Here is a 24,999-nt window from a genome sequence, read left to right on the forward strand (position 1 = left end):
AGGGATCGATGACCGGTGGTGTCGCGGTGCTGCGGAGGACGCTTGCCCGCAACCGCGCCCGTCTGATCGCGGGCACCGTTCTGGTGAGCGTGCACCAGGTCGCCGAGACGGCGGTGCCGATCGCGATCGGGGTGATCGTCGACCGGGCCATCGAGACCGGCGACGTCACCGCACTGGTCGTGTGGCTCGCGGCGCTCGCGCTGCTGTTCGTGGTGCTGACCTCGGCGTGGCGGATGGGTGCCCGGTTCATCGTGGCCGCACTCCAGCAGGAGGCGCACCGGCTGCGCGTGGAGGTCGCCGGACGCATCCTCGACCCCCGCGGCGTCCGCACGGACCTGCGCGCCGGCGAACTGCTCACGATCTCCACCTCGGACGCGGACAAGGAGGCGTGGATCCTCGACGTGGTGCCGCGGGTCGCGGCCGCGCTGACGGCGATGATCGCCTCCGCGGTCGCCCTGTTGTGGGTGGACGTTCCGCTCGGACTCGCGGTCCTGCTCGGGACACCGGTCATGCTCGGCCTGCTCCAGCTCGCGGCGCCGCTCATCACCCGCCGGGCGACGGCGCAGCAGGAGACCACCGCGCGCGCCACCGGCACGGCCACGGACCTGGTGAGCGGGTTGCGGCCGCTACGAGGCATCGGCGCGGAGGCGACCGCGGCGGACCGCTACCGCCGGGTCAGCCGTGACGCGCTGGCCGCAACACTGCGGGCAGCGAAGGCGACCGGCGTGTTCGTCGGGGTGTCGATGACCGTGAGCGCTCTGCTCGCGGTGTCCGTCGCCGGGGTCGCGGGATGGTTCGCGCTCGACGGCCGCATCTCGGTGGGCGAGCTCATCACAGTCGTCGGCCTGTCGCAGTTCATCGTGGAACCGCTCGGCATGCTGGCGCGGATGCCCGGCTTCTACGCGACCGCGCGAGCCTCGGCCGACCGGCTCGCACTGGTGCTGGACGCGGAGCCGCTGTTGCCGGAGGGGACGGTGGCGCCGTCCGGCCGCGGCGACGTCGAGGTGCGCGCGGTGACCTATCGGTCCCTCGCCGGCGTCACGCTCGCGGTGGCGCCCGGCGAACTGGTCGGCGTCGTCGCCTACCGGCCGGAGGACGCCGAGGCGCTCGCCGAGGTGCTGTCCGGGCAGGTGCCACCCGACCGGTACGAGGGCGAGGTTCGGGTCGGTGGTGTCGCGCTGGCCGAGCTCGGCCTCGTCCACGCGCGGCGCACGCTGCTGGCCGAGCCGCACCACACCGACCTGTTCGCCGGCACCGTCCACTCCAACGTCACCGCCGGTGCGCCCGGCGCCGATCAGGGCGCCGTGCAACGCGTGCTGGAGGCTTCGGCGGCGGCGGACGTCGTCGCCGTCCATCCGGCGGGCCTCGCGCACGAGGTCACCGACCGGGGCGCCAGCCTGTCGGGCGGGCAACGTCAGCGCGTCGCGCTGGCGCGGGCGTTGGCCGCGGCGCCGCCGGTGCTGGTCCTGCACGATCCGACCACCGCGGTGGACGCCGTCACCGAACACGCGATCGCCGAGGGCATCGCGGCGGCGCGGCACCGCGACACCCGTGCGCAGTCGACCGTCCTCGTCACCGGAAGTCCCGCACTGTTGTCGGTCACCGACCGCGTGCTGGTTCTCGACGGCGGCCGGGTGGTGGCCGAGGGCACACACGCGGAACTGGCCACGCGTGACGAGCACTACCGGAAGGCGGTCCTGCGATGAGCGCCCAGGAGCAGGAGCTGCTTCCGGTCGCGCCGGCGTCCGAGAGCTGGCGTTGGCTCGGCGGCGAACTGGCCCGGTACCGGGGGCTCACCGTCCTGACGCTGGTCGTCGGTCTGGTCGCGGCCGCGGCCACGGTGGTTCCCGTGTACGTGTTCGGGGTGCTGGTCGACCGAGTACGCGACGGTGCCCCGGTCTCCACGATCGTCGGTGTCGTCGCGGTCATCACCGTCGCCGCGATCGTCGCGGGAACGCTCACCGGCGTCGGCTCCTACCTGGTCGCGCGGCTGGGCGAGGGCACCCTCGCGGACCTGCGCGAGCGGGTCGTCGCGCGGGCACTCCGCCTGCCCGACACCACGCTCGAACGCGTGGGCAAGGGCGATCTGCTGTCCCGCGTCGGTGACGACGTCTCGGTGATCGGCAAGGCGGTCTCCGACGTCGTTCCCAGTCTGATCTCGGCGCTCCTGCTCGTGGTGCTGTCGATGGCCGCGATGGTGGGGATCGACTGGCGTCTCGGGCTGGCCGGGATGGTCGCACTGCCGATGTACGCGCTCGCGCTGAAGTGGTACCTGCCGCGGTCCGGTCCGCTGTACGCCGACGAGCGCGTCGCGATGGGGCGGCGCTCGCAGGCGCTGATCGGCAGCATGCAGGGGGCGCGCACCGTCCGCGCCTACGGGCTCGAGGAGCGGCACCTCGCCGACATCGATCGTGCATCGGCGGACGCGCGCGATCTCTCGGTCGGGGTCTTCGGTCTGTTCACCCGGTTCGCCGGTCGCGGCAACCGGGCCGAATTCGTCGGTCTGGCAGTGATACTCGCCGTGGGGTTCGCGCTCGTGAAGGCGGACGCCGTCACGGTCGGTGAGACGACCGCGGCCGCCCTGCTGTTCCACCGTTTGTTCAACCCGATCGGTGCGCTGCTCTACACCTTCGACGAGGTGCAGTCGGCGGGAGCCAGTCTCGCGCGGCTCCTCGGTGTCGTCGGGATCCCCGAGACCGGCGGCGCCGGGGCGGGTCCCGAACCCGCCGACGCCTCCCTCGAACTCGTCGACGTGCGGCACAGTTACGACGGCGGGCACGAGGTACTGCACGGAGTGAGCCTGCGGATCGAGCCGGGTGAACGGGTGGCGTTGGTCGGCTCCACCGGGGCCGGCAAGTCGACGCTCGCGGCGCTCGCGGCCGGCTCGCTGCCGCCGACGTCGGGGACCGTCCGCCTCGGCGGTGTCCCGCTCGACGACCTCGGGCGGGAGCGGGTGCGCCGCCACGTCGCCATCGTCAGCCAGGAGGTCCACGTGTTCGCCGCACCGCTGATCGAGGATCTGCGGCTGGCCCGGCCGGATGCGACGGCCGACGACGTCACCGCGGCGCTCACCGCCGTGGGCGCACTGTCGTGGGTGACAGCGCTCGAGGACGGGTTGGCCACCGTCGTCGGCGAGGGCGGACACCCGCTGACGGCGGCGCAGGCGCAGGAACTCGCCCTCGCCCGGCTCGTCCTGGCCGACCCGCCGGTCGCGATTCTCGACGAGGCGACCGCGGAGGCCGGAAGTGCCGGTGCCCGCGAACTCGAGCGGGCCGCCGAGGCCGCGACGCGTGGGCGGACGACCCTCGTCGTCGCGCACCGGCTCACGCAGGCCGCGTCGGCGGATCGGGTCGTGGTGCTCGAGCACGGCCGGATCGTCGAGCAGGGAGCTCCCGCGGATCTGGTCGCCGCCGGGGGCCGGTATGCCCAGTTGTGGGCGGCATGGGAAGGCGCAGGCGACCGGAGCGGTTCGCTACGAGCATGATTCGTCTAACCGGCCCGGCGGCCGAACCGGCGATCGAGCGCGACTGCAGCCCAGGCCGAGACGACCGCCGGAACCACGTAGACGGTCCAGCCGAGGGAGTTCAGGACCCTGCTCCAGCCGAGCGAGGCAGCCAGTGAATCGGAATCGACGAGCAGGTACGTCACCAGGGAGAGGAGCGCGGCGACCGGGAGCGCCCACAGGCATTCCAGGTGTCGGCGCCGCGCGACCAGCCACCCGGCAGTCGCGAGGGTGACGCCGGTGGCGATCAACGCCAGGATGATTGCTCTGACTCGGTAGTAGCCGAGCGTTCCGGCGGTGGCCTCCAATGCGTACATGACCAGCGTTCTGACCGCCGGGACCGCCAACACCAACGCGGCGCCGACCAAGGCCCTCGCGCCGCTGCGAGCTGCCACGAGAACTGCGACGGCCAGTCCCACCGACATCACCGCGATCTGCGTGGACAGCGCGACCTTTCCGAGTGCCAGCGCCGAGTGGGTCGGCAACCGAACTGCGATCAGGACAGAGGTCCACAGGACCAGGTGCCCGGCGAGTAGTCGCACAGGTTCGGTCCGCTCATTCGACCGGTCGGTGGGGCGGACTTTGGGATCGGGCGGTCGAGTCCCGAACTGCGCGGGCGATTCGTCTGGGCCGGTCACGTCGACGATTGTCGACCATCGCGGTGGTCGCCGCAGTACATACCGGCTGTTAGGTTTGACCAGTGGGACAAACAGGACAGAGTCGGACCGGCTGGGCGTCGTGGGAACTCTTCTTCCGCGGCCGTGGGGGTGCCGCCGTCGCGGTGGCGGCGATGGCGGTCTCGATCGCGCTGAGTGCCGGCTTCCTTGCGGGGCACGACTTCATCGACCTGCTCGTCTACCGGATGGGCGCGCGGGTGCTGCTCGACGGCGACGACATCTACGGCACGCTGCCACCGGTGGTCGGCGACTTCGGATTGCCCTTCACCTACCCGCCGCTCGCAGCGATCCTCTTCGTCCCGCTGGCGCTGATCCCACTCGGACTCGGCAAGCTCGTCTTCACACTCGTCTCGGTGGCCGCCTTGGCATCGACCCTCCGATTGGTGCTCGCCCGGCTGCGCCCGGAGCTGGGGGCGCGGGCCGCATGGACCGTGACCGCCGTGGCGGTCGCCGTCGCCCTGCAACTCGAGCCGGTCCGGGAAACCGTCAGCTTCGGGCAGATCAACATGGTGTTGATGGCGCTGGTCGCGGTGGACGTGCTGACCGAGAAGCCGAAATGGCCGCGCGGCGTGCTGATCGGGCTCGCGGCCGCCATCAAGCTGACGCCCGGCGCCTTCCTGCTCCTGTTCCTGCTCCGACGCGATTGGCGAACCAGCGGTCGCATCGTGGCCGCCACCCTCGGCTTCACCGCGCTGGCTTTCGTGGCGATGCCCGAGGCGTCGGTCAAGTACTGGTCGGAGACGCTCCCGGACACCGGCCGCATCGGCCCGGCCTACTTCGCGAACAACGAGTCGCTGAAGGCCGTCATCTCGCGATTCGGTCCGTCCGAGCACATCGGATCGGTGCTGTGGCTGGGCGCGGTCGCGGTCATGCTGGTGGTCGCGGTGATCGCGATCCGGCGCGCCCTCGCGCACGGCGATCTCGTCGTCGCGCTGCTGGCGAATGCGACGGCGGTTCTGCTGGCCTCACCGGTGTCGTGGTCGCACCACTGGGTGTGGGCGGCGCCGGCGCTGCTGGTCCTGACGATCCGGATGTTGCGTACCCCTCGACCCTGGAATGTCGCCGGTGCCACGGCCATCGGGGTGCTGTTCCTCGTCGGCCCGCAGCATCTGCTGCCGACTGCCGAGGATCGCGAGCTCGACTGGGCGCTGTGGCAGCACCTGCTGGGCACGCTGTACGTGACCGTCGGGTTCGCGTTCCTGCTGTGGCTCGCGTTCGGGGCCTACCGGGAGCGGCCGGTGGCAGGTGGCGGTCCAACGGCGCCGCTCACGAGTCCGGGGTCTCCAGCTGCAGGCGGTAGGTCGCGCCGCTCCTGAGGTCGTCCGCTGTGAACGTCTGTCCCGCAAACTGGTTGAGGTTGACCTCGTAGCGCGGTTGGTTCGCCGGGACGTCCGTGAAGTGCGCGGAGTAGGTGCACACGACAGTGCCGTCGGGCCGGTGGGTGACGGCGTCGAGTCGCAGCGGTGCCGTGGTCGTGGTGGCACCTGTGCCGCCGGAGACGACTGCGATGTCGTTCGCCGCCACGCGGGCTCGGCCGACGGTGCACGTGCCGGTGTCGGGGGACGCCTGGTCCGCCTCTCCGGTGAACACGATCGTGGCCTTGAAGGTGTCGGGCGTATCGACATTGGTGACGCAGCCGGCGAGCGCGGCGGCGCCCAGAGCCACGACGGTTGCGACGCCCACGCGTTCCCGGGTCATGGCGTCACGATATGCTCTGCGCCACGATCACGTGTGATTGAGAGTTGAACCACACTCGCCACGAAAACGGGGGCTGGTGGATATCGTCTGCTGTGCGGTGCCCGAGCCTTCCCCGACTGGGCTCGGGCACCGCTCAGCGAAAGGTCATCCCACCCCCGACGCGTGGGAACACCTGACTACAGGTTTTCACGCTCACCGTTGCAACAGGGTTGCATCACTGCGGGCCACCCACGCGCACGGTAACCAGGTCGGGCCGGGCCGTCAGCGCCCGAGGTAGCCGCCGCCGTGCGGGAAGAACTCCTTGCCCGACACCTCGGTGCCGTCGTCGAGTCGAACGCGCTCGATCACCAGACCCTTGTTCTGCCCGGTGCGGGCGTCGGGGCCGGCGACGATGACCATGCCGTCACCCTCGTGAATGAAGACGCGGCCGGGGGTGCCGCCGTAGTTGCCCGTGGACACCGACGAACGCAGCACGCGGATCCGCTGACCCTTGAACGTGGTGAAGGCGTTGGGATACGGGTCGGACTGCGCGCGCACGAGGCGTTCGATGGCATCGGCCGGCCACGTCCAGTCGATGCGGCTGTCCTCCTCGGAACGCTTGTGGAAGAAGGTGGCCTGCGAACGGTCCTGCGGGGTCCAGTCGGTGCGGCCCGACTCGATCAGCGCGAGCGCGTCCAGGGTGATGGGACCGATCATGTCGACCGTTCGGTGGAACAGGTCGGTGACCGTGTCCTCGGGGCCGACCGGCGTGGCGCGCTGCAACACGATGTCACCGGCGTCGAGTTCCTCGTCCATGAGGTGCGCGGTGAGTCCCACCTCCTCCTCACCGTTGATGAGCGCCCAGATCAGCGGCGAGAAGCCGGTGTACTTGGGCAGCAGCGAGTCGTGGATGTTGAGGGTGCCGTAGCGCGGGGCGTCGAACACGTCCCGGGGCAGCCACGTGCGCCAGTTGTTGGCGACGATGATGTCGGGCTCGGCGGCCTTCAGTGCGGCCTTGAAGTCCTCGTCCGGCTTGTTGGCGATGTGCACCGGCACCCCGTGCTCGGCGGCGAGGTCGGCGACCGAATCCGCCCACATCTTTTCGTAGGCGTGCTCGCTCTTGGGGTGGGTGATGGCGAGCACGACCTCGTGGTCAGAATCGAGGACGGCCTGCAGGGTACGGTGGCCCCAGGTTTGGTAGCCCAGCGTGGCGACTCTCAACGCGATCCCTCCGGGACGGGGTGGCTGTGCGGCCGCCCGAAGCGACGACCCGCGAATTTAGGCTACCCAACCCTGTTCGAACGACGAAGACGCAGCACGAGGAAGGCCGCCATGCCCATCGCCACCATCAACGGAATTCCTCTGAACTACCAGGTCAAGGGCGAGGGCGACCTCGTCGTGCTGATCATGGGGACCGGGAGCCCCGGCCGGGTGTGGGATCTGCACCAGGTGCCGGCGCTCGTGGCGGCGGGTTACCGCGTGTGCACATTCGACAACCGCGGGATCGCGCCGTCGGGGGAGAGTGTCGACGGCATCACCATCGAGGCGATGGTCGCCGACACCGCCGGCCTGATCGAGCTGCTCGGCGGGCCCGCCCACGTCGTGGGGACCTCGCTGGGCGCCCGCGTCGCGCAGGAGTTGGCGCTCGCCCGTCCCGACCTCGTGCGCAAGGCGGTGTTCCTTGCCGGCCACGCCCGGATGGACCAGTTCCAGCGCACCCTCAACGAGGGCGAGCGCGCGCTCGACGAGTCGGGTGTCGAACTGCCGGCCAAGTACCGCGCCGCGGTCACCGCGGTGATGAACCTGTCCCCGGCGACGCTCGCGGACCAGCACGCCGCCCGTGACTGGCTCGACGTCTTCGAGTTCTCCGGCGGCGCGACGACCGCCGGGGTCCGGGCACAGCTGGCGATGGACCGCGAGTTCGACCGGACGCACGCCTACCGGAGCATCACCCGGCCGTGCCTGTCCGTGGGCTTCGCCGACGACCGGATGATTCCGGCCTACCTGTCGAAGGAAGTGGCGGACGCGATTCCGGGCGCGCTGTACCAGGAGATCCCCGACACCGGTCACTACGGCTACCTCGAGCGGCCCGAGGCCGTGAACAAGGTGGTCCTGGACTTCCTCGCGGCCTGACAGCTGCCCGTTTCCCTCGGGCGGTCGGATGGAGGCGGCCGGGTGACGGCGGAGCGGCGGGTTAGCCTATCCTAAATCCGGTTTTCCACGCGTCCGTCCCCGAGCGGCCGCGCCCACGACGGACGATCGGATTTGTATGTCTGCGGACCACTTCCCGGCTGCCCCCACCCTCGACGAGTCCGTGGCCGGGCTGCCCGTCACCGCCGCGCAGTCCGAGATCCTCGTCGCGCAGCAGCTGGATCCGCAGAGCACCGTCTACAACCTGTCCCTGGTCGTCGAGACCACCGGGCCCATCGACGTCGACCGTGCGGCCGAGGCGATCCGTCGAACCGTCGCCCACGCCGAGGCGTTGCACGTCCGGTTCCGGATGGGCGAGGACCGGACGTTGCGGCAGGTGCCGGTGCCGGACGAGGACCGCCGCACGTGGCCGTTCGAGGTGGTCGACGTGCGCGACGCCGCCGACCCCGAGGCCGCCGCGCAGGAGTGGATGGACCGCGACATGGCCACGGTCGTCGACGTCACCGGCGACGACCCCCTGTTCGCACACGCGCTGATCCGGCTCGCCGACGACCACACCGTCTGGTACCAGCGCTACCACCACAGCATCATCGACGGGTTCGGCATCTCGCTCGTCGTGGCCGACATGGTCGCCCGCTACGACGACCAGGACCTGGAATCCGCGGCCGGCGAATGGGCGCTGCGGGACCTGGTCGACGCCGATGTCGACTACCGCGGATCGGCCCGCTTCGAGGCCGACCGTGCGTACTGGCTCACCGCGATCCTCGACGCGCCCGAGCCCCCGCAGCTCTGTGCGGCCGGCACCGACGCGTCCGCGGCCCCGGAGTCCACGACGGTGACGATCGACGGGGCCATCGCCGACGCGCTGTACGCGTTCGCGGCCGCCGCCGGTATCCGTCGCACCCGACTGCCGATGGCGCTGATCGTCGCCTACCTGCACCGCGTCACCGGGCTGCGCGCCCTCACGGTGTCGGTCCCGATGGCGGCCCGGGTGGGACGCGCGATGCGCCGGACTCCGGGAATGGCGTCGACCATCCTGCCGGTGACGTTCGACGTGGACCCGGAGGCCACCGTCGGTGACCTCGCGCGGGCGATCGATGCGCGACTGGTCACCACGCTGCGCCACGGGCGCTTCCGCGGGGAGGACCTCGCGCGCGAGGTCCGCACGATCGACCCCGACCGCCGCGTGTTCGGACCGGGCATCAACTCGATGATGTTCGAGCACGTGCTCGAGTTCGACGGCAACCCCGCGCACATCCGCGGCTCCGTCACCGGTCCCGTGCACGATCTGGACTTCTCGATCCAGGGCGGCGAGGACGGCGAACCGATCCGCATCGACCTGCGCGCCCCGGCGGGGCAGCGCGAGGAACTGCTGCGACACGAGGAGCGACTGGCGCACTTCGTGTCCCAGTTCCTGCGCGACCCGCTGGCGGTCGTGGGCGCGCTGGAACCGATGACCGACGACGAGCGACGGCGGGTGCTGGTCGACTGGAACGACACCGCCGAGCCGCAACCGTCGCACACGATCCCGGAGCTGTTCACCGAAGCGGTCCGCCGGAATCCGGACGCGGAGGCGCTCGTCGCCGGCGACGTCCGCCTGACCTACCGGGAGCTGGCCGGCCGGGTCGCGCAGCTCGCGCACCACCTGCGGGGCCGCGGGCTGGCCCCGGAAGAGGTTGTGGCCGTCGGATTGCCACGGTCGGCGGACATGGTGGTCGGACTCCTCGCGGTGTTGTGCGCCGGCGGCGCATTCGTGCCGCTGGATCCGTCGTGGCCGCGGGAGCGCCGCCAGTCCGTCCTCGCCGACGCCGGAGCCCGGCTGGTGCTCACCGGACCGGGCGGGGTCGACGCCGGAACCGACGCGGTACACGTCGATCTCGCCGACTGGGCGCACGGGCAGTACCCGACCGACCTGCCCCCCGGTGACCTGGACGGTCGCCGACTCGCGTACGTGATCTTCACGTCCGGATCGACCGGCCGGCCGAAGGGTGCGATGATCCGCCACGAGGCGATCTGCGCCCGTCTGTTGTGGCAGCGCGATCGGGTGCTGGGCTTCGGTGCCGACGATGCGTCGCTGTTCAAGGCGCCGTTGTCGTTCGACATCTCCGTCAACGAGATCCTGCTGCCGCTGGTGTCCGGCGGCCGGCTCGTCGTCACCGAGCCGGGCGGTGAGCGCGACGCACAGTACCTGCTCGGTCTCATTGCGCGCGAACGGGTCACGTTCGTCTATTTGGTGTCGTCGATGCTCGACGTCCTGCTCGACCTGGCCCGTGGGACCGACTCGTTGGACGGGCTGCGGCACGTGTGGTGCGGCGGCGAGGTGCTCACGCCGGATCTGTTCGACCGATTCCGCCGCCAGTTGTCGACGACGCTGTACCACGGCTACGGCCCGGCCGAGGCGACGATCGGTGTCTCGCACGTGATCTACCGCGACGACGCCGCGCGCATCGCCACGTCGATCGGCCGCCCCAACCCCAACACCCAGCTCTACGTGCTCGACGCACAGCTGCGACCGGTACCCGAGGGGATCGGTGGCGAGCTGTACGCGGGCGGTTACCTGCTGGGCCGCGGCTACGTGGGCGCGCCGGGCCTCACCGCGTCCCGCTTCGTCGCCAACCCGTTCGCGGACGACGGCTCCCGCCTGTACCGCACCGGGGACCTGGCGCGGTGGAGCGCCGACGGCAGCCTCGACTTCCTCGGCCGCGCCGACAACCAGGTCAAGATCCGCGGCATGCGCCTCGAACTCGAGGACGTGGAGGCCGCGCTCGCCGCCAGCCCCGACGTACGGCACTGCGCGGTCCTGGTCCGCAAGACCCCTGCGGGGGCCAACTACCTTGCCGCGTACGTCGTCCCGGCCGGTGACCGCGGGCTCGACGTCGACTCGTTGCGGGCCTGGACCACCGACAAGCTTCCCGAGTACATGGTGCCCTCGGCGTTCGTGGTGCTGGACGCCTTCCCGCTCACACCGAACGGCAAGCTCGACCGCCGGGCCCTTCCCGAGCCGGATCTGGCGGGGGCGAGCGAACACGTGGCCCCACGGACGGCGCTCGAGACCACCCTGTGCTCGCTGATCGCCGACGTCCTCGGCCTCGATCGGGTGGGTGTCACCGACGACTTCTTCGCCCTCGGCGGCGACAGCATCGTCGCGATCGGTCTCGTCAACCAGGCTCGGCAACACGGCTTCTCGATCAGTGCGCGCGACGTCTTCCAGCTCCGCACCCCGGCCGCCCTGGCCGCCGCCCTGGACGGTCGGGCGGCGGAGGCCCCCGACGTTCCGGACACCGACGACGTCGCGACGGGCGAGGTACCGACGACGCCCGTCGTCGCCCGCGTCTGCGGCACCGGGACCGACGTGCGGACGTTCCACCAGTGGGTGCTCGTGCAGACTCCCGCCGACCTGGACGAGACGGCCGCCACCGCAGCCCTGCAGGCGGTCGTCGACCGGCACGACGCGTTGCGGGCCCGCTGGGACCGCGACCGCGGCTCGCTCTTCGTGCCCGAGGCCGCCGTGCCGGTGACCCTCCACGTCCGCGATCTCCCCGACGGCGACCCCGACGACGTCGTGGCCGCCGAGCGCAGCGTCGTGGTCGACCTGCTCGACCCCGAGGCGGGAATCATGGTGCAGGCCGTGCTGTTCCGTCGTGACGGCGCTCCCGGACGGTTGCTGCTGGTGGCACACCACCTGGTGGTGGACGCGGTGTCGTGGCGAATCCTCGTCGAGGACCTCGCGCGCGCGGCGACCGCGATCCTCGCGGGCAAATTCCCGGTGTTGCCGCCGGTCGGCACGTCGGTGCGGCGGTGGGCGCAGCTGACGGCGGAGTCCGCCGGCGCCTTCGACGTGGACCTCGGCTTCTGGCGGTCGGTGACCGCACCCGGTGGACTCGCCATCGGTTCGCGGGCACTCGATCCGGCGACCGACACGTGGGCGACGGCGGGTACCGCCACGATCGAGACGGGTTCGGACGTCGCCGGCGCGTTGCTCGCCGACGTCCCGGCTGCCTATCACGCGGGCGCCGGGGACGTGCTCGTCGCCGCCCTGGCACTGACGCTGCGCCGCTGGCGTGGCGACGACGCCGGTGACGTCGTGCTCGACCTCGAGGGGCACGGCCGGGAGGAGCACCTCGTGCGCCGCGCCGGCACCGCGCTCGATGTCTCGCGCACCGTCGGCTGGTTCACCACCGTCTACCCGGTGCGTCTCGACGTCGCCGACACCGGCGCCCCCGAGACGCTCAAGTCCGTCAAGGAACAACTCCGCCGGATCCCGGACAGCGGATTCGGTTACGGCGCACTGCGGTACCTCACCGAGGCCGGTCAGGCTCTCGCCGATGCCACGCCCGCGCCGGTCCTCTTCAACTACCTCGGCCGGGTGGCGGCGGGCGCGGGTGCCGACTGGCTGCCCGTCGGGACCGGTGGCGGAAGCGATCCGGCGATGCCGATCGGGCATGCCCTCACGGTCGACGTGCTCGCCATCGACGGGCCCGACGGACCGCTGCTCCAGACGACGCTGACGTGGGCGACGGGTGTGCTGCCGGACGCCGAGATCGACCGGTTCACCCGGCACTGGACCTCCGTGCTGCGAGAGGTCGCGACCGCGGTGTCCGCCGGCGGCCACACCCCCTCGGACTTCCCGCTCGTCCCGATGGCGCAGATCGACGTCGACCAGCTCGCGGCGTCGACGCCCACGTTCGCCGACGTGCTGCCGACCACCCCGCTGCAGGACGGCATCTACTTCCACAGCGTCTACGAACGCGACGGTGCCGCCGCTACCGAGCCGGACCCGTACGTCGTCCAGCAGGTCGTCGAGCTCACCGGCGAGGTGGACGCCGTCGCGCTGCACCGTGCCCTGCAGGGCGTCGTCGACCGGCACGACGTGCTCCGGGCGTCGTTGCATCCGTTGTCCGACGGGCGCGTGGTGCAGGTGATCGCCGCTCGCGCGGACGTGCCGATGACGGTCCTGGACCTGTCCGGCGATCCCGACGCGGCGGGCGCCGTCGACCGCATTCTCGCGGCGGATCGGCTGCGCGGCTTCGACTTCGAGCGTGCCCCGCTGGTGCGGTACACGCTGGCGCGGGTCGAGTCGGCGCGGTTCCTGCTGCTGCAGTCGATCCACCATGTGGTGGCCGACGGGTGGTCGGTGCCGGTGATGCTGCGCGAGTTGATGGCGCTCTACAGCCCGGCCGGACCGGCTCCGGAGCTCCCGGCGCCGGCGCCGTACCGGAACTACCTGCGGTGGCTGGCGTCCCGGGACCGAGATGCGTCGCTCGCCGGCTGGCGGGCGGCGCTCGCGGGCGTGGAGGAACCCCCGACCCTGCCCGGCGCCCCGGCCGTCGGCGCCCGGGGGGTCCGCAGCGTGGAGGTGGCGCTGCCCGCAGCGGCGACCGCGGCGCTGAACCGCCTCGGTCGCGAGCGCGGACTGACCACCAGCACGTTCGTGCACGGCGCCTGGGGCATGCTGCTGGCCCGGCTCACCGGCCGCCGCGACGTGCTGTTCGGTTCCACCGTCTCCGGTCGCGGCGGTGACCTTCCGGGCATCGAGTCGATGGTGGGACTGTTCATCAACACCGTCCCGGCGCGGCTGCGCGTGCGACCCGACGAAACCGCGGCGGACGTGTTGTCGCGCTGGCAATCCGAACAGTCGGGGCTGCTCGAGCACCAGTACGTCGGGCTCGGGGAGCTGCGGCGCCTCACGGGACTGCAGGAGTTGTTCGAGACCCTCGTGGTGGTGGAGAACTACCCGCTGGGCGACACCGCGATCGCCGACCCGACGGGCGCCGTCCGGCTCACCGGCATTCGATTCGACGAGCACCCGCCGTACCCGCTGACGCTCATCGCCGTACCGGGAGACCGGCTGCGGTTCGAGGTCAAGTACGACGCCGCCCGCGTCGCCGATGCGACCGCCGCGCAGATGGCGCAGGGTCTCTGCGCGCTGCTGTCGGGCCTACCGGACGCGATCGACCGGCCGGTCGCGGCGACCCCGCTCGCGGGGCCGCTGGTGCCCGCACCGGCGGTGGAGATCCCGGACGCCACCGTGACCGGGCTGCTCGAGGCGCAGGCCGAGGGCTCTCCCGACGTCGTGGCCGTCACGATCGAGGGCGCCTCACTGACCTACGCCCAGCTGCACGCGCGTGCGAACCGTTTGGCACACGCGCTGATCGAGCGCGGTGTGCGTCCCGAGTCCAAGGTGGCGATCGCACTGCCGCGGTCGCTGGAGCTGATGGTCGCGCTGCTCGCGGTCGGCAAGGCCGGCGGCGCGTACGTGCCGCTCGACACCGGCTACCCCGCGGAGCGACTGGCGTACATGCTCGCGGACGCGGACCCGGTGTGCGTGCTCACGTCCACCGCGATCGCCCCACAGCTGCCGCGCGGCGCCGCCGAGATGATCGACATCGACCGTCTCGACCTCGCACCGTACCCTGCGGAGCGGCCCGAAGTGGTTCTCTCGCCGCACCATCCGATGTACGTGATCTACACGTCCGGCTCCACGGGCCGACCCAAGGGGGTCGTCGTCCCGCACGCCGGTGTGGTCAACCGGCTGCTGTGGATGCAGACCTTCCGGCCCATCCTCGAGTCGGACCGGGTGCTGCAGAAGACCCCGTCGAGCTTCGACGTCTCCGTCCCCGAGTTCTTCGGCCCGCTGATGGTGGGTGCGACGCTCGTGCTCGCCCGCCCCGACGGGCACCGCGATCCCGGCTACCTGGCCGAGGTGATCGTCGACGAGCGGATCACCCGCGCGCACTTCGTGCCGTCGATGCTCGAACTGTTCCTGGCCGAACCCGCGGCGCGGGCGTGCACCGGTCTGCGGGTGGTGGCGGCCAGCGGGGAGGCACTGCCGCTGCCGGTGGTACGCCGGTTCGCCGAGATCCTGCCGGGCGCCACGCTCGACAACCTGTACGGCCCCACGGAGGCGTCCGTCGAGGTGAGTTTCGCGGCGGACGTGCAGGCGCTGCCGGCGACCGCGACCGCCGTCCCGATCGGGCTGCCCGTGTCGCACACCGGCCTCTACGTACTCGATCCGTATCTGCAGCCCGTCGCCGACGGCGGCACGGGTGAGCTGTACCTCGCGGGCCCGCAGCTCGCGCGCGGCTACCTCGGGCGCCCGGCCGTCACCGCCGACCGGTTCGTCGCCGATCCGTTCGGGGCGTCCGGCACTCGCATGTACCGCACCGGTGATCTGGTCCGCCGCGACGACGACGGCAACGTCGCGTACCTGGGCCGCTCCGACGATCAGGTGAAGTTGCGCGGTTTCCGGATCGAGCTGGGGGAGATCGAGTCCCGGTTGGCCTCGCACCCCGACGTCACGCGCGCGGTCGCCGTCGTCCGGGAGGACGTCCCGGGGCACCGGCAGCTCGTCGGCTATCTGGTCGCGGACGCCGACCTCGACACCGACGCGGTCCGCGCGCACGTCGCCCGGTCGCTGCCCGAGTTCATGGTCCCGACGGTGCTGACCGTGGTCGCGGCGTTGCCGCTCGGCCCCAGCGGCAAGCTCGACCGGCGGGCGCTGCCCGCGCCGGTATCCGGGACGCCCACGCGCGGAACCGGGGACGCCGCGCCGAGCGGCCGGGCCGGTGTGATTGCCGGCCTGGTCGCCGAGGTCCTCGGCCGCGACCACGTCGGGGAGGACGACGACTTCTTCGCCCTCGGAGGCGACAGCATCCTCGCGATCCGCCTGGTGAATCTGGCGCGCCGGGAAGGAATGTCGATCACGCCGCGGCAGATCTTCGAACAACGTACGCCCAGGGCGCTCGCCCGCCTGCTCGGCGACGGCACCGGCTCCGCGGAGGTGGTCGCGGCCGGCGTCGCCGTCGCGACCACCGGTGACACGGTCCCGATGCCGGTGGTGCACCGGCTCTCCGAGTGGAGTGGCCGCACCGACCGGTTCAACCAGGCGGTGCTGCTGCACAGCCCGGCCGAGGCGACGGCCGAGACCCTCACGGCGGCACTGCAGTCGGTGCTGGACCACCACGACGGGCTGCGGCAGCGGCTGACCCGGCACGCACCGGGCGTGTGGTCGCTCCACATCGCCGACCGCGGCACCGTCGCCCCGTCGTTGCGGCGCGTGGACGTGACCGGCCACGACGACGCCCGACTGCGCGCGGTGATCGCCGCCGAGTCGTCGGCGGCGGCCGACCGCCTGCAGCCCGAGTCCGGCGTCATGGTGGAGGCCGTCTGGTTCGATGCCGGCCCCGACGCCCTCGGCCGGCTCCTGCTGGTCGCTCACCACCTCGCGGTCGATGGCGTCTCGTGGCGGGTACTGCTCGAGGACCTGCCGATGGCGTGGGTCGCCGCGCAGTCCGGGCAGCCGGCGGCGCTCGACCCGGTCACCACGTCGCTGCGGCAGTACGCCGAGCTGATCGCGGTGCAGGCGCAGCAGGCGACCCGCCTGCGCGAACTCGGGCACTGGACCGAGACCACCGCGCCCGGAGCCGAACTGGTTCCGTCCGCGCACGGCGACGTCACCATCGGCACCGGGTCCCGCCGCACCGTGCGGTTGTCGGTGCCCGACACCGAGGCCGTGCTCACGACGGTGCCCGCGCTCGCGCACGCGGACGTCACCGACGTCCTGGTGACCGCGCTGCGGGTGGCCGTCGGACGCTGGTTCGCGGGCCGGGGCCGCAGTTCCGACCTGTTGATCGATCTCGAGCGGCACGGTCGCGCGGAACTCGCGCCCGGCGTCGACCTGTCCCGCACCGTCGGCTGGTTCACCGACATCACCCCGGTGCGCCTGCCCGCGGTGGGCGCCGGTGTCGAGGCGCTCAAGGCGGTCAAGGAGGCGCTGCGGACCGCCCCCGACGGGGGCATCGGGTACGGCATGTTGCGCTACGCCAACGCCCGCACGGCCGCGACGCTGGCAGCCGGTGCTCCCGCCCAGGTGCTGTTCAACTACCTCGGCCGGACGCCGTCCGGGCTCGTCGCGCCGTGGAGTGTGGCTTCCGAAACCGAGGCGCTGGCAACCGATCCCGACACCGACATGGGCGGCCCGTACCGGCTGCTGGTGAACGCGCTGTGCGAGGACACTCCCGACGGTCCGGTGCTCGGTGCGGTGTTCGGCTGGTCCGAGCCGGACCTGTCCGCCGCCGCCGCCGAGGCGATCGGTGACGGCTGGATCGTGGCGTTGCGCGAACTCGTCGCAGCGGCGGCGACCTACTCCGGGGCGGGCGCGCTCACCCCGTCCGACGTGCCGCTGGCCGGGCTCACCCAGCGTGAGGTCGACACCGTGGTGGCGGCCGCGCCCGACGGGGTCGAGACGATCTGGCCGCTGTCGCCGCTGCAGGAGGGCCTGTACTTCCAGGCCGGCATCTCCGACGGTTCGGACATCTACACCGCCCAGTTCTCGCTGGATTTCGACCGGCACCTGGACCTCGACCGCCTGGCTGCCGCACTCCGCACGCTGCAGCGCCGGAACCCGACGCTCCGGGCCGGTTTCGTCAGCGCCGGGCTGGTCGCGCCCGTCCAGTTCGTGAGCGCCGGGCTCGACGTCCCGGTCGCCGAGGTGGATCTGCGCGATCTGGACGCCGACGCCCGCGAGGAACGGGCCGCGCAGGTGATGCTCGAGGACCGGCTCACGCCGTTCGATCTCGCGGCGCCGCCGCTGTGGCGCGTGCTGGTGCTGCGGCTGGGCGACGAACGCGACCGGCTGGTCGTCAACCGTCAGTTCCTGCTGTGGGACGGGTGGTCCAACGGGCTGGTCGTCAGCCAACTGCTGGCGCTGTACGAGACTGCCGGTGACGACAGCGGATTCCCCGCTCCCGAAGGTGGATTCGACGACTACCTGGGGTGGCTCGCCGACCGTGACGACGACGCGGCCCGCGCGGCGTGGACGCGGACGTTGGCCGACCTCGCGGAACCGACGCTGCTCGCGTCCCGGACCGGTGAGCCCGCGGGCCTGCCCGACCGCCGCGACACCGTGCTCTCCCGCGAACTCGGCGATCGCCTGCGAGGCCGGGCCGCGCGAGCGGGCGTGACGTTCAACTCGGTGCTGACCGCGGCGCTGGGGTCGATCCTGGTAGCCGCCACCGGGCGCACCGACGTCGTATTCGGCACCACGGTGGCGGGCCGGCCGCCGGAGGTCCCCGGCATCGACACCGTGGTCGGCATGTTCCTCAACACCGTCCCGGTGCGAATGTCGCTGCGGCCGAACGAGTCCGTGGCCGATCTGATGCGCCGGACGCAGTCGGAGCGGCTCGAGCTGATGCCCTACGACTACCTCGGACTCGCCTCGATCCAGCGCACCGGCCCGCACCGGGAACTGTTCGACGTGCTGTACGTGCTGCAGAACTTCGTCGACGAGAACCAGGTGGCGGCGTTGCACGCGGCGCACGACATCAGCGCGGGCGACAGCATCGACCACACTCACTACCCGCTCACGGTGGTGGTGACCCCCGGTGCCGAGACGCGGATCAAGTTCGAGTTCCACCCCGACAAGATCGCGGCCGCGGACGCCGAGCGACTGCTCGGGTCGTTCGTGCGGGTGCTCGAGGCGTTCGCCGACGACGTCGACGGGCCCGTGGGCCGCATCGGCACGCTCGGTCCGCGGGATCGGACGGTCCACGACGCGCGGCTGGTCGAGACCGTGCACCCGGTCCCGGACCTGACGATCGCCGACCTGTTCGCCCGGACGGCCGGGCGGATCCCGGACGCGACGGCGCTGGTATTCGGCGACGAGACCGTCACCTACGCCGACCTCGACGCACGTATCAACCGGCTGGCGCGGGTCCTGCTCGCGCACGGTGCGGGCCCCGAGAGGATCGTCGCGCTCGCGCTGCCGCGGTCCGTGGAGACCGTCGTCGCACTGTTCGCGGTGCTGCGGACCGGCGCCGCGTACCTGCCGCTCGAGCTGGACCATCCGGCCGAGCGTCTCGTGGGGATGCTCGCCGACGCGCGACCGATCACGATGGTGACCACCGCCCGTGTCGCCGAGACGCTCTCGGCCGCGCCGGTCGACACGATCCTGCTCGACGGCCCGTCGGACCTGTTCGCCGGCGTGGACGGCGCCGCGCTCACCGCCACCGAACTCGGCGGCTTCGCGCCCGGCACCCCCGGCCGGTTGGACCACCCCGCGTACGTGATCTACACGTCCGGCTCCACGGGCCGGCCCAAGGGCGTCGTGACGCCCTACCGCGGGCTCACGAACATGCAGTTCAACCACCGTGAGGCGATCTTCGAGCCCGTGGTGCGGGCCGCGGGCGGGCGCACGCTGCGCATCGCGCACACCGTGTCGTTCGCGTTCGACATGTCGTGGGAGGAACTGCTGTGGCTCGTGGAGGGCCACGAGGTGCACATCTGCGACGAGGAACTGCGCCGCGACGCCCGGGCACTCGTCACATACGGTGACACGCACCGGATCGACGTCGTCAACGTGACACCGACGTACGCTCGGCATCTCATCGAGGAGGGTCTGCTCGACGACGGGCCGGCTCGGCATCGGCCGCCGCTGGTTCTGCTCGGCGGCGAGGCCGTCTCCGACCAGGTGTGGAACACGTTGCGCGACACCGAGGGAACGTGCGGGTACAACCTGTACGGCCCCACCGAGTACACGATCAACACGCTCGGCGGCGGCACCGCGGACAGCGCCACGCCGACCGTGGGACGACCGATCTGGAACACCGTCGCCCACATCCTCGACGGCTGGCTGCGTCCGGTCGTCGACGGCGTGGCCGGGGAGCTGTACATCTCCGGTGTCGGGCTCGCGCGCGGCTACCTGGACCGGTTCGGTCTCACCGCCGCACGCTTCGTCGCGGACCCGATCGTCGGCGGGGGAGCGCGCATGTACCGCACCGGCGACCTCGTGCGCCGCGGCCCGGACGGGAACATCGACTTCCTCGGGCGCACCGACGACCAGGTGAAGATCCGTGGTCACCGCGTCGAGCTCGGTGAGGTGGAAGCCGTTCTCGCCGAGCACGAGTCGGTGCGGCAGGTGGCGGTGATCGCCGACGCCGGACCGGGTGGGGTCAAGCGGCTGGTCGCGTATGTCGTCGGCGGCGAGCCGCCCCGGAGCAACGGCGGCGAGCCGCCCGTGAGCGCAGTCGATGGCCAGGACCTCGCCGAGTACGCGCGGGCGGTGTTGCCCGACTACATGGTGCCGGCGGCGATCATCGAGGTCGACGCGCTGCCGATGACCGTGAACGGCAAGCTCGACGTGCGCGCGCTGCCCTCCGCCGACACGGTGCTGGGGCGCGCGGGAGACTCCCGACCGCCGCGGGACGGCGTCGAGGAGACGCTGTGCGGACTGTTCGCCGAGGTACTCGAGCTGGACGTCGAACTGGGCATCGACGACGACTTCTTCGCGCTCGGGGGCCACTCGCTGCTCGCGACACGCCTGATCAGCCGCGCGCGTGCGGAGCTGTCCGCCGACCTGACCATGCGGGATCTGTTCGAGGCGCCCACGGTGGCCCGTCTGGCCTGGCGTGTCTCGGGCCGGGGCGAGTCGACCCGACCGGTGCTGGTGGCGGGGGAGCGGCCCGAGCGGCTGCCGCTCTCACCGGCGCAGCAGCGGCTGTGGATGATCCAGCAGTTGGACGGCGAGTCCGCCGCCTACAACTTCCCGATCGTGTTGCGCCTGCGCGGCGTCCTCGATCCGGATGCGTTCACCGACGCGCTCGCCGACGTGGTGGCGCGGCACGAGGTCCTGCGGACGGTGTTCGGTGAGCACGACGGCGAACCGGTGCAGGTGATCCTGGACGGCGTGCGTCCCGAGGTGACCGTGGTGGACGCCGACGAGGAGCAGGCGTCCGCGCTGGTGGCTGCGGCCGTCGCGCGACCGTTCGACCTCACGAGCGATGTCCCGTTGCGGGCCACCGTGATCCGGATCGAGGATTACGACCACGTGCTCGCCCTGGTGTTGCATCACATCGCGACCGACGAGTGGTCGGACCGGCCGTTCCTGCGGGACCTCATGGTGGCCTACACTGCCCGCGTCCGCGGTGCGGTACCGGCGTGGGAGCCGCTGCCGGTGCAGTACGCCGACTTCACGCTGTGGCAGCGTGAGCTGCTCGGTGACCCGTCCGACGGCCACTCGCTGATCAGTCGTCAGCTCGATTACTGGCACACGACTCTCACCGGGGCCCCCGAGGAACTGACGCTCCCGACCGACCGCAGCCGGCCGGCTCGGCCCAGCTTCGCCGGCGGCGCGGTGGAGTTGGACCTGGACGCCGGCACCACGGTCGCGTTGCGCACCCTCGCCCGGGCGCACGGCGTCAGCATGTTCATGGTGCTGCACGCCGCCTCGGCGGCCCTGCTGCACCGGCTCGGCGCCGGCGACGACCTGCCGCTGGGCGCCCCGGTCGCGGGCCGTGCGGAACAGGGACTCGACGACCTCGTCGGCTTCTTCGTCAACACCGTCGTGCTCCGCACCGATGTGTCCGGTGACCCCACGTTCGCGGAGTTGCTGGCCCGGGTCAAGGACGTCGACCTGGCCGCGTTCTCCCACGCCGACGTGCCGTTCGAGGCGGTCGTCGAACGGCTCGAGCCCCCGCGGACGGCGGCGCGGAACCCGCTGTTCCAGGTGATGGTGGGCTACCACAGCCGCACCGCCGAGCCGGCGGTCTCGTCCGACCTGGCGCTCGCGCCCGTGTCGATCGAGGAACGCACCGCCAAGTTCGATCTGGTGTTCAACTGGACCGAATTCCTCGACGAGGACCGCGTGCGCCTCCGTCTCGAGTACAGTGCGGACCTGTTCGAGCGCGAGACGGTGCGGCGGATGGCACACCGGCAGCTCGCCGTGCTCGCAGCCTTCGCGGCGGCGCCCACGACACGGGTGTCCGGTGCGGAGGTGTTCCTGGACGGCGAGCGCGACGCGGTGGTGCGCGCGTTCAACGACACCGCCCGCGTCGTCGAGGAACTGACGCTGCCGGCGGCATTCGACCGCTGGGTGCAGCAGACCCCGAACGCGGTCGCGGTCGCCGACCGCGACGGCGCGGCGACGTTCGCCGAGCTCGACAAGCGGTCCAGGAGCATCGCGGCGGTGCTGGCGGCCCGCGGTGTCCGCGCCGAAAGCGTGGTGGGACTGGCCGTTCCGCGTTCGATCGACATGGTGGCGGCGGTGCTCGGCGTGCTGCGGGTGGGGGCGGCCTACCTGCCGCTGGACCTCACCCATCCGGCCGAGCGCATCTCGTACATGCTCGAGGACTCGCGCGCCGAGCTGCTCGTGACGACCGCGTCCGAGGCAGACCGCATCGTGGGCGGCGACGTCGACCGGCTCCTCCTCGACGACCCGCGGGTGATCGCCGAGCTGTACGGCCGCGCCGCCGACGAGCTGCCCACGCCGCCGGCCGGACTCGACCACGCCGCGTACGTGATCTACACGTCCGGTTCCACCGGGCGGCCCAAGGGTGCGGTGCTGTCGCACGACGGCATCATGAGCCTGGTCGCAACGGCCGAGGACCGAATGCGGCTGCGCACCGGCTCGGTCGTCATGCAGTTCGCCTCCGTGGGCTTCGACGTCGCGGTGTTCGAGCTGTCGATGGCACTGTGTACCGGGTCGACATTGGTGATCGTCCCGGAGGAGGCCCGGGGCGCCGGCCCGGAGCTCACCGACTTCATGCACGAGCGGCAGGTCACGCACGCGATCCTGCCGCCGTCGCTGATGGCCGCACTGCCGCCGGGCTGCCTGGTGCCGGAGGGGTGCACGGTGCTGGTGGGTACCGAGACCGTGCCGCCGGACCTGATCGGGCGGTGGGCGCAGCGGCTGAATCTGCTTGCGGCGTACGGGCTCACCGAGGCCACCGTGAACAACACGCTGTGGCAGGCACAGCCGGGTTGGTCGCAGGCCGTGCCGATCGGTATCCCCGACCCCAACGAGCAGGCCTACGTGCTCGACGACCGGTTGCAGCCGGTGCCGCCCGGAGTCGCCGGAGAGCTGTACATCGCCGGACGGGGACTCGCCCGGGGCTACCTCGGCCGGCCGGCGCTCACGGCCGGCCGGTTCGTCGCGAACCCGTTCGGGCCCGGACGCATGTACCGCACCGGGGACCGGGCCCGGTGGCGCACCGACGGGAACATCGACTTCCTCGGCCGCGTCGACGACCAGGTGAAGATCCGCGGCTTCCGGATCGAGCTCGGCGAGATCATCGCCGCGCTCGCGAGCCATCCGGCGGTGAGCCAGGCCGCGGTGGTCGCCGATCGGGACGAGGGGATCACCCGACTCGTCGGGTACGTCTCACCCGAGTATGTCGACGGATCGACCGACGTCGTCGCCGTGGACGGTTCGGAGATCCGGGCGCACGCGGCCCAGTCGCTGCCCGACTACATGGTGCCGACCATGGTGGTGGTGCTGCCGGGCGCGCTGCCGCTCACGCCGAACGGCAAGCTCGATCGCAAGGCGCTGCCCGCCCCGGACTGGGCGACGCTGGCCGGCGACGGCGCCGCGCGCGACGACGTGGAACAGCAACTGTGCGAGATCTTCTCGGAGATCCTGCATCTGCCGGCGGTCGGCATCCACGACGGCTTCTTCGATCTCGGCGGCCACTCCATGGCGTCGATGAAGCTCGTGGGCCGGGTGCGCAGCGCGTTCGGCTGCGAGATCACCATCCGGGACGTCTTCGACGCCCCCACGGTGGCCGAGCTGGCCGACGTGGTCCGCCGCGGTGCCACACCGGCACGTGCGGGTCTGGTCGCGACCGGTGAGACCGGTCCGGTGCCGCTGGCGCCGGCGCAGCGGGTGCACTGGCTGCGGCACCGTGCGGCGGGTTCGTCGGCGCGGGCCGATCACGCGCTCGCACTGCAACTGCGGGACCCGATCGACGCCGCGGTGTTGGCCCGGGCGCTCGACGACGTCGTCGATCGGCACGTCCCGCTGCGGACGGTGTTCGCGCCGGACGGGGCCGAGGTGTTCGCCTCCGACGGGCCGCGACCGGGTGTCGACGTCATCGAGGTGGGCGACGACGACCTGCACCGGCGGGCGTTCGAACTGGCGCAATTGCGCATCGACCTGACGGGGGAGGCGCCGCTGCGGGTGCACCTGGTGTGCGACGACGCCGGACGTCAGGTGCTGCTGCTGACGATGCATTACCTCGCGGTGGACGAGTGGTCGGTGGTGCCGCTGCTCGGCGATCTGCTCACGGCGTACGCGGCGCGGACCGGTGGCGCCGCACCGGAGTGGGAACCGCTGGTCGCGGAGTACCCCGACTACGTGCGGTGGCAGCGACGGCTGCTCGGGGATCCGTCGGACCCGGAGAGCCGGCACGCCCGTCAGCTCGCGTACTGGCGCGAGCGGCTGTCGGACATGCCGTTCCGGCTGCACCTCCCGGCGGCCGCCGGCGTCCGCGATCCGCGCCGCGAGCTGGTGCCGATCGCGATCGACGCCGCCCTGCACGACGGCATCGACGCGCTCGCCGGCCGCACCGGGACGAGCATGTTCATGATTCTGCAGGCGGCGTTGGCGACGTTGCTGACGCGGCACGGGGCGGGGGTCGACGTTCCGATCGGTTCGTTGGTCGCCGGGCGCACCGACGACGCGCTCGCCCCGATGATCGGCTGCTTCTTCAACATCGTCGTCATGCGGACCGACACGAGCGGTTCGCCGGACTTCGAGGAACTGCTCGGCCGAATCCGGGTCTCGAACCTGGAGGCGCTCGATCACCAGGACGTCGGATTCGCCGATGTCGCAGCCGAACTCGACGGATTCGCCGGACGGTCGCCGCAGGTGATGCTGGTCCACCACGAGCAGGCCCGGTTCGACGCCCTGGATGGCGTCCTCGACGGTTTCCTACCGGTACCGGTGGGGCTGCCGTCCGCGGAGCTGACCCTCAGTTTCTACGAGCCGGCCGGGTCGGGGCCCGTCCACGCCTACTTCGAGTTCTCGACCGGGGCACTCGATCGGGACGCGGTCGAGCGATGGGCGCGTGAGCTGACGGCGTTGCTGGCGTCGGCGGTCGGCGTCGAGGAAGGAGCCTGACGCGACCGCGGACGAAGCGCGAGCCGGCCCCGTCTCGGCTGTGCGGTTGGTAGCCTGCCGTAATGAGGGTAGCCTTTGCTATCTTCGGCAACGAAACATGT

8 protein-coding genes are annotated in these 24,999 nt (G+C 71.8%); 5 read left to right on the forward strand and 3 right to left on the reverse strand.

The features are described 5' to 3' along the window. The first annotated feature begins 8 nt into the window (after positions 1 to 8). Together E7742_RS22445 and E7742_RS22450 are read left to right on the forward strand one after the other, a co-directional pair. Complete coding sequence (locus E7742_RS22445) at positions 9 to 1,706, forward strand: ABC transporter ATP-binding protein (protein WP_137800964.1); 1,698 nt, start codon at positions 9 to 11, stop codon at positions 1,704 to 1,706. Continuing rightward, positions 1,703 to 3,484 (forward strand): ABC transporter ATP-binding protein, encoded by a 1,782-nt coding sequence (locus E7742_RS22450; RefSeq protein WP_137800965.1) that lies wholly within the window; start codon positions 1,703 to 1,705, stop codon positions 3,482 to 3,484. Before E7742_RS22445 ends, E7742_RS22450 begins: the two co-directional genes overlap by 4 nt. A gap of 5 nt (positions 3,485 to 3,489) precedes the next feature. Here E7742_RS22450 and E7742_RS22455 read toward each other — a convergent pair whose 3' ends face one another. Then, the gene (locus E7742_RS22455) at positions 3,490 to 4,140 is read right to left on the reverse strand and encodes a hypothetical protein (RefSeq protein ID WP_137800966.1); all 651 of its coding nucleotides are present in this window, start codon (positions 4,138 to 4,140) and stop codon (positions 3,490 to 3,492) included. A 152-nt stretch (positions 4,141 to 4,292) separates the two neighbouring features. Here E7742_RS22455 and E7742_RS22460 point away from each other — a divergent pair, with 152 nt between their 5' ends. Then, entirely contained in the window at positions 4,293 to 5,495 is a 1,203-nt protein-coding gene (locus E7742_RS22460; protein ID WP_137801357.1) for a glycosyltransferase 87 family protein, read from the forward strand. Here E7742_RS22460 and E7742_RS22465 read toward each other — a convergent pair. Continuing rightward, positions 5,446 to 5,877: a hypothetical protein gene (locus E7742_RS22465; protein ID WP_137800967.1), complete on the reverse strand. Its 432-nt coding sequence runs from the start codon at positions 5,875 to 5,877 to the stop codon at positions 5,446 to 5,448. The two genes, E7742_RS22460 and E7742_RS22465, sit on opposite strands and share 50 nt — an antisense overlap. A 261-nt stretch (positions 5,878 to 6,138) precedes the next feature. Further along, positions 6,139 to 7,077 (reverse strand): methionyl-tRNA formyltransferase, encoded by a 939-nt coding sequence (locus E7742_RS22470; RefSeq protein ID WP_137800968.1) that lies wholly within the window; start codon positions 7,075 to 7,077, stop codon positions 6,139 to 6,141. A 111-nt stretch (positions 7,078 to 7,188) separates the two neighbouring features. On the opposite strand from E7742_RS22470, the gene E7742_RS22475 reads away from it, so the two are divergent. Continuing rightward, positions 7,189 to 7,989 carry an alpha/beta fold hydrolase gene (locus tag E7742_RS22475; protein WP_137800969.1) on the forward strand — a complete coding sequence of 267 codons (801 nt, stop codon included), beginning with the start codon at positions 7,189 to 7,191 and terminating at the stop codon, positions 7,987 to 7,989. Between the two features lie 136 nt (positions 7,990 to 8,125). Then, positions 8,126 to 24,898 (forward strand): non-ribosomal peptide synthetase, encoded by a 16,773-nt coding sequence (locus tag E7742_RS22480; protein ID WP_137800970.1) that lies wholly within the window; start codon positions 8,126 to 8,128, stop codon positions 24,896 to 24,898. Positions 24,899 to 24,999: the final 101 nt, after the last annotated feature.

The organism is Rhodococcus sp. SGAir0479 (assembly GCF_005484805.1).
Taxonomy (GTDB): Bacteria; Actinomycetota; Actinomycetes; order Mycobacteriales; family Mycobacteriaceae; genus Prescottella.

What these genes read in the sequence shown, in the direction of transcription:
- E7742_RS22445 (WP_137800964.1), top strand. Translation starts at nt 9, where the DNA reads ATGACCGGTGGTGTCGCGGTGCTGCGGAGGACGCTTGCCCGCAACCGC.
- E7742_RS22450 (WP_137800965.1), top strand. Translation starts at nt 1,703, where the DNA reads ATGAGCGCCCAGGAGCAGGAGCTGCTTCCGGTCGCGCCGGCGTCCGAG.
- E7742_RS22460 (WP_137801357.1), top strand. Translation starts at nt 4,293, where the DNA reads ATGGCGGTCTCGATCGCGCTGAGTGCCGGCTTCCTTGCGGGGCACGAC.
- E7742_RS22465 (WP_137800967.1), bottom strand. Translation starts at nt 5,877, where the DNA reads ATGACCCGGGAACGCGTGGGCGTCGCAACCGTCGTGGCTCTGGGCGCC.
- E7742_RS22475 (WP_137800969.1), top strand. Translation starts at nt 7,189, where the DNA reads ATGCCCATCGCCACCATCAACGGAATTCCTCTGAACTACCAGGTCAAG.
- E7742_RS22480 (WP_137800970.1), top strand. Translation starts at nt 8,126, where the DNA reads ATGTCTGCGGACCACTTCCCGGCTGCCCCCACCCTCGACGAGTCCGTG.